At 42.5% G+C, this 6,256-nt stretch carries 7 protein-coding genes; 5 read left to right on the top strand and 2 right to left on the bottom strand.

The features are described from left to right. Nucleotides 1–726: 726 nt before the first annotated feature. The 5 genes from VB732_RS15275 to VB732_RS15255 all read left to right on the top strand — a co-directional run bounded on the left by VB732_RS15275 (nt 727) and on the right by VB732_RS15255 (nt 5,693). Nucleotides 727–3,849 (top strand): MFS transporter, encoded by a 3,123-nt coding sequence (locus tag VB732_RS15275; RefSeq protein ID WP_323231717.1) that lies wholly within the window; start codon nt 727–729, stop codon nt 3,847–3,849. A gap of 327 nt (nt 3,850–4,176) precedes the next feature. Next, the gene (locus VB732_RS15270; protein WP_323231716.1) at nt 4,177–4,440 is read left to right on the top strand and encodes a hypothetical protein; all 264 of its coding nucleotides are present in this window, start codon (nt 4,177–4,179) and stop codon (nt 4,438–4,440) included. A 310-nt stretch (nt 4,441–4,750) separates the two neighbouring features. Beyond that, nucleotides 4,751–4,897, top strand: a complete 147-nt coding sequence (locus VB732_RS15265; protein WP_323231763.1) for a type II toxin-antitoxin system RelE family toxin — start codon at nt 4,751–4,753, stop codon at nt 4,895–4,897. Nucleotides 4,898–4,999: 102 nt separating this feature from the next. Then, nucleotides 5,000–5,404 (top strand): type II toxin-antitoxin system RelE/ParE family toxin, encoded by a 405-nt coding sequence (locus VB732_RS15260; protein ID WP_323231715.1) that lies wholly within the window; start codon nt 5,000–5,002, stop codon nt 5,402–5,404. Further along, the gene (locus VB732_RS15255; protein ID WP_323231714.1) at nt 5,391–5,693 is read left to right on the top strand and encodes a helix-turn-helix transcriptional regulator; all 303 of its coding nucleotides are present in this window, start codon (nt 5,391–5,393) and stop codon (nt 5,691–5,693) included. Before VB732_RS15260 ends, VB732_RS15255 begins: the two co-directional genes overlap by 14 nt. Here VB732_RS15255 and VB732_RS15250 read toward each other — a convergent pair. Then, entirely contained in the window at nt 5,690–5,842 is a 153-nt protein-coding gene (locus VB732_RS15250) for a hypothetical protein (protein ID WP_323231713.1), read from the bottom strand. The genes VB732_RS15255 and VB732_RS15250 overlap by 4 nt on opposite strands. A gap of 129 nt (nt 5,843–5,971) precedes the next feature. Continuing rightward, nucleotides 5,972–6,256: hypothetical protein (locus VB732_RS15245; protein ID WP_323231712.1), on the bottom strand; the 285-nt coding region annotated here is incomplete at its 5' end.

The raw sequence follows: 6,256 nt of genomic DNA, 5'->3' as shown, positions 1-6,256 counted from the left end.
ATTGCGATCTACACCGTTGTATTCTGCTGCAACTGGTGGTAAATCTGTAGTAGAGCGAGTTTCTTGAGTAGCCATTTTTTTCTCCAAAATTTCGCAGTTTTTTAGATGTTTTATTTCTAGTAGCCAATGAGATGTAAAACATCACGTTGGATAGTAGAACCGATTAAATCCCAAAGCAAATTATTTTGTTGCAAGTATCGGCAAATCTCTAGAATAATGAGTTGCCATTCCTGCCATCATGTTGTCTTGTTGTCAACAATTGATTTGTTAACTTTAATGTAGCTTTTTATAACTAGATTTCTTTCTGCCTGTAGGCACAAACTACAGGCACTTCTTGTGGACGATAATCAACAACGTCTGGTGCAAACAAATCCACCCTTAGAGGGTGATAAAAAAATAATTATAAATAAATGTAAAGTTCTAGTAGTTAAACTATAGTTGCAACGGCATCAATCGTTGTGATTAAGCTGTTAAAATGAAGAATGTGACAGTAAATTAAGTAACCAGATTTTAAATACACATTTAATATTTTTACCGCTAGATAATAAAAATTATATCTTTTGCTGGATAAAGTTTTCAGCCCTTGGAGAGATGCTTTAAACAGCTAAATTCTACGATTCTGAACTAAACAGTTAGGTATTGCCATAGATACAGACAAAAATACTAAGAGTTGCTTCTCAAGAAAATCTTAATTCCCCAAATTTAAACTTAGTAGAAGGAAATACAATGTTCCAAAGTACGGAAATCATGCTGGGACTCTACAAACCACTATTATGGGTGGCACAGGTTCCAGTAGCTCCCTCAAACCTCACGCCAGCACAGGCATCAGGTCTTTTTTCCGGGCCGCGCTTTTTCGTGGCTTTAATCTCCGGTGTGATCCTAGCCTTTGCTTTTCAATTGGTTCTAACCAATCTCTCCCTTGCAGCCGGTATTTCCTACCTGGGGCACTCATCTGACTCGGATTCAGATTCTGGGGAAGCTGGAAGCTTGGGCGGCAGCATTCGCAAAATCGGCACAGCAGTAGGGATTTGGACGTTAGTCACTGTAACGATCGCTTTATTAATTGCCTGTTTTCTGGCAGTAAAATTAAGCCTTGTAATCTTAGATCCAGCATTGGGAGCGATTCTCGGTTTGGTGATTTGGGGTGCTTACTTTTTACTCCTTGTTTGGGTCAGCTCCACTACTGTGGGTTCCTTAATTGGCTCAGTGGTGAATACGGCTACGTCCGGTTTTCAGGCGATTATGGGCACAGCTACCGCCGCACTGGGCGCTAAAGCTGTAAATAACCAAGTTATCGCCACAGCTGAAGCCGCCGCCGCCGCCGTCCGTCGAGAATTGGGAAGCGGTATCGACCCTGGAAGTATTCGGGAGAATATAGAAGATTATTTAGACAAGCTACGTCCCCCAGAGTTGGATGTATCGAAAATTCGGAGTGACTTTGAAAATTTACTCAACGATCCGCAATTAAAAGCGATCGCAGGGACTCCAGATATTCGCAACATTGATCGCCAAAAGTTTATCGATTTAGTCAGCAGCCGCACCGATCTTTCCAAAAAAGACGTGACTCGCATTGCTGATACATTGTATAAAGTTTGGCAACAGGTAGTAAGTCAGCAATTACCCGACCAAGACCGTCTGGGTGAATTAATGGATTATCTGAAATCAGTTCCAGCAGGACAAAGCAAGACCGATGAACTCAACGCCAAACTAGATCGGTTAGTTGCAGAAACGCGTGGTTCCAAAGAAGCTGACCAAAAGGCATCTACTACTGGGCCAATTCAAAGTACAATCCAGCAGGGGCTATCCGCCTTAACCGGCATTGTTTTGGGACGAGCAGATTTATCTGATTTGGATGTAGAAAAAATCTTGGGTAGCCTGACTACTGCTAAAGATAAAGTCACCCAACAAGCAGATAAGCTAGGGTTGCCAACACCATCACAACCTTATAGCCCAATTCGGGCTGATGTGGAAAACTATCTGCATACGACTTATGCTTGGCAACTAAGCCCAGAAAGAATCACCCAAGAATTTCGTGATGTGATTTACGACCCAGCAGCTGACCCTGGAATAGTCCGCAGAGAACTGGAGCGCCTATCACGTAACGATTTCGTTAATATCCTGCAACAACGGGGACTACTTACCCAAGCCCAAATTCAGCGCATTGCAGATCGGCTAGAAGTTGTCCGCAAAGAAGTGCTGGTGACAGTTACAGGTATTGAAGAAAGAGAGATAGTCCAAGACTTGCAACGCGCAGTGGAAAGTTATCTGCTCGTTACTCCGAAAGCAGAGTTGACAGCCGAAGGCATTGAACAGACTTTTAAACCTCTGTTGCAAGACCCAGATGCAGATTATGAAACCCTCACATTGCGACTAGCGCACCTCGATCGCCAAGAAATTCGGACGATATTGCTGGAACGTAATGATGTCCAGTTATATGAAGTAGATGCCATTCTGGATGAATTGGAAAAACAGCGCGATCGCGTCTTGGTAGAATCCAAAGGATTAGCTGAACAGGCGCAGTATCAAGCAGAAACCCTGTGGTTGAATGTAGAATCATATCTGCGTAATACAGGGAAATCAGAACTGAATCCTGATGCCATCCGCGCAGAGTTCAAAAGGCTACTGGAAGATCCCCAAGCTGGAATTAGCTCAATTCGGGCGCGGTTGTCTCGCTTTGACCGCGATACCTTGGTGCAATTGTTGAGCCAACGGCAAGATTTGAGTGAAGATCAAGTCAACCAAATCATCAATGCGGCTGAGGAGTCGTGGCATAATATTCGCCACACACCTCAAGCTGTAGTGGATAAAGCCAAAGAGCAATACGACTCTGTTACCACGACGATCGCAGATTACCTACGGAATACTGGCAAACAAGAACTCAATCCTGAAGGTATTGGGCGAGATTTGACCAAATTGTTTGAAAATCCCAAAGAGGGAGCCGTTGCACTACGTCGGCGGTTGTCGCGGGTAGACCGAGATACACTGGTGAAATTGCTCAGTCAACGTCAAGACTTGAGTGAAGAACAAATCAATGAAATCATTGATTCTACACAAACTTCGATTCGTAACTTTGTGCGTGCGCCTCGTCGTTTAGCTACCCGTACCCAGCAAAGAGCGGAAAACTTCAAAACTTATTTGGAAGAGTATCTGCGCCAAACTGGTAAAGAAGAACTCAATCCTGAAGGTATCAAACGCGACTTGCAACTCCTCTTGCACGATCCGCGAGTTGGCGTAGAAAGTTTTAGCGATCGCCTTGCCCATTTTGACCGTGATACCATCGTCGCCCTGCTGAAAATTCGGGAAGATATGTCTGATGAAGAAGCAGCGCGGATTGCCGATAACATGGTATCCGTCAGGGATCAATTTGTAGAACAAGTGCGGAATATCCAACGAGGCATTCAAGATGCAATTGATGGGGTTTTTGCCCGGATTCGCAACTATCTTAACTCCCTGGATCGCCCAGAACTAAATTACGATAGTATCAAACACGATGTCCGCACATTTTTTGACGATCCTCAAGCGGGATTTGATGCCCTGCGCGATCGCCTATCTTCTTTTGATCGTGATACCCTAGTGGCAATTATGAGTTCTCGTGAGGACATCTCACAAGAAGATGCCAACCGCATCATCGACCAAATTGAACGCGCCCGTAACACAGTATTGCAACGTGCAGAACGCATCCAGCATGAAGCTCAACGTCGCCTAGAACAGGTGAAAGAGCAAGCACAGCGACAAGCGGAAGAAACCCGCAAAGCCGCAGCATCAGCAGCTTGGTGGCTTTTTGCTACAGCATCCGTCTCCGCCGTTTTCTCTGCATTAGGAGGAGTGATTGCTGTAGTTACGCAGTAGTTTAAGTTGTCTCCGCTAAATTTTAAGCCTCCCAACGTGGGAGGTTTTTCTATGCAGTTTTGTTACGTAATATCAAGTTCGGCAAATCCCTTACGATATGTCATTGCGAATGCAACGAAGTGGAATGAAGCAATCGCAAAGGTTTGGGATTGTCACGCTTTGCTAGCAATGACATAAGTATTAAGCCGAACTTGATATAACTGCTCGATGCGATAGTTTTGGGAACAAGCGCATCAATTAGTAAAAAAATTAGTGACAGATTCTGGAATTGGGATGTGTCGCCGCGTATTTACCTCATGAACAAAACAAATTTTAGGACTTACCTTTATGAAATTTACTCCAGAAGTAATTCGAGCTATAACCCCCATGTTTATGGCAACTATCGGAGCGGTTATTGCTGTTGCTGTTTTAGTCTCGCCAAAAATCACTGATGCCAAATGGTCTGCTGGACTTGGACTTGCAGGAACTGCGATCGCTGGTGCTGCTGGACTAGCTCAAAGTAGCAAAAATGAGCCTGACTTTTCAGTAAAGAAGCAAGGGGATAACTTAGAAGTAGAAACTCCAGCCTCCGATGCTACAGATGGGGATTAGATGTTGCGGTTGATTTCTTAATGTACAATTTTCCCAAAATTGCATGGCGATCGCTATGACTTCCTTCTAAATAATCCTCGTGTTGTGGAAGTGCGATCGCAATTCAGGTAAATCTAATTGCTACGTTGTACCCCACAGGTCTGAAGTTTAGATGCATTTGCTCTGAAACACAACTCAAAGACTTCAGCTTGACAAAAATATAACTAAAGTTGGTACAAAAGCAGATTGATAACTTACCAAATGATGTGATTGAGCGTGTGATTGAAAAAATCCAAAATCTTGCTTTAGAACCACGTCTTGATGTAATGGAATTGTCAAGTTAAAAGGTTTTGATAACGAGTATCGTATTCGGATTGGTGATTATAGAGTTCGTTACGAGATTGATGATGAAAATCAACTCATACAAATTTTGCAGTGCAACGGTTCAGTTAGAGCTAAAAACTGGGAAGCGCTATAGTTTAACGATAAGTAACAGCATTCCCATGCAGAGCAGCTGCCTAATCACTAAAATCGCATTTTTGCGATAAAATTAATAGTATGCGTAAGCTTATCCCAGACAATGCCAGAAACACGGATTATTTTCTTTCAGGATGATAGAGGAGAAGTTCCAGTCTTAAAGTGGCTAAACAAATTACTTAAACAGGATCGTAAGGGATATGCAAACTGCATCGCCAGAATTGAGCAATTAGCTGAGTATGGTTTTGAATTAAGACGACCCGCCGCAGATTTTCTGCGTGATGGTATTTATGAACTAAGAGCCAAGCACATCAGAGTACAGTATAGAATTCTATATTTTTTTCATGGTCAAAACGTAGTGATTTTAGCTCATGCCATCATTAAAGAGGATAACCAAGTTCCAGATCGAGAAATTGATTTAGCATTAACATACAAAAATTTATTCATACTCAATTCAGAAATTCATACTTGTATCGAACCAGAAGAAGGAACAGATGAAGAAAACTAATGATGCACTGAAAATCATTAAAAGAATGATGAAAGAAGATCCAGAATTACAAGAGATGGTTAGAGAATCATCAATAAATGTTCAGGTATCTCAAATCATCTACGATGCACGTAAAGAAGCGGGATTAACCCAGCAACAACTAGCTGATTTAGTCGGTACTACTCAGTCAGTTATTGCTCGATTGGAAGATGCTGACTATGAGGGACATTCTTTGTCTATATTGGCTCGGATTGCAGCAGCTTTAAATCAAAAAGTAGAAATTAAAATGTCACCTAAAGAAGTTGCTTAAAACCCATCATGGCGATCGCTCATCGACAGTCTAGACAATTTCTCTGATGATTTTATGACTAATTGCGATCGCTCACTCATCGACACCAGAGAGAGTTTGTAAATTCGATACCTGATTGATGGTTGAGTAGCTGTAAAAGGCGATCGCACTTTGCTTAAAATTATAAATCCTCATCCCTGTATCCCCTTATACCAATTAACAAAAATCAGGCTACAGATGCAAGTCTGTAAACTCAAATTAAATCTAACTCTCTTAAATTACGAATTACGAATTAAAAATTATTTCCACCATCGCGCCACATCTACAATAGCGCGGGCAACTTCTGCCGTTGCTGCTTCGCCACCTAATGCAAAGATAACTGGAAACAATACCTTAATATCTTGCAGCAAATTAGGGCGAGTGCGAATAGATAACTCATGAAGTGTATCTTGCCAGAGAGGGAAAAGTTTGGCATTCGGCATTTGTGACAAACCAGGAGCTAATGCACTCAGGGTTTCGGCACGATACTCCTCAGATCGAATCGCCAGCGCTGCCTCTAGGGCTTGTGGCAACACATCGGGCAA

This window comes from Nostoc sp. UHCC 0252 (assembly GCF_034931145.1).
Classification (GTDB): Bacteria; Cyanobacteriota; Cyanobacteriia; order Cyanobacteriales; family Nostocaceae; genus Nostoc.
This window is presented reverse-complemented; position numbering and strand designations above follow the sequence as displayed.